The organism is Megasphaera jansseni, assembly GCF_047974155.1.
Taxonomy (GTDB): Bacteria; Bacillota; Negativicutes; order Veillonellales; family Megasphaeraceae; genus Megasphaera.
On the sequence record NZ_JBHYRR010000080.1, the window covers coordinates 1 to 406 of the forward strand.

The window sequence follows — 406 nt, forward strand, 5'->3', positions numbered from 1 at the left end:
GCCGGTAGTCTGTCTGGATGAGAAGCCCTTACAGCTCCTCGGCGAAGTCCGTGAGTCGCTTCCTATGCGCCCTGGTGCGGTCGAGAAGATTGATGCAGAGTACAAGCGCAATGGAACCTGCAGCATTTTTGCCCTGGTAGAGCCGCTTACGGGGCACCAGCATATCTCAGTGCGGGAGCGGCGGACCGCGCTGGACTGGGCTGAAGAAATCCAATATCTATGCGATGTCATGTACCCACATGCTGAACGGATTGTCCTGGTCATGGATAACCTGAATACGCATACACTCGGCTCACTTTACAAACGCTTCAAGCCAGATGAGGCTCACCGGTTGGCTGAACGATTGGAGATACACCATACGCCGAAGCATGGCAGCTGGTTGAACATGGCCGAAATCGAGTTGAAT

The 406-nt window shown here is 54.2% G+C and carries 1 protein-coding gene; it reads left to right on the plus strand.

The genetic code is table 11. The features are described 5' to 3' along the window. Window positions 1–406 (plus strand): transposase (locus tag ACE418_RS13480; RefSeq protein ID WP_416451084.1); only part of this gene is annotated, 406 nt, incomplete at both ends.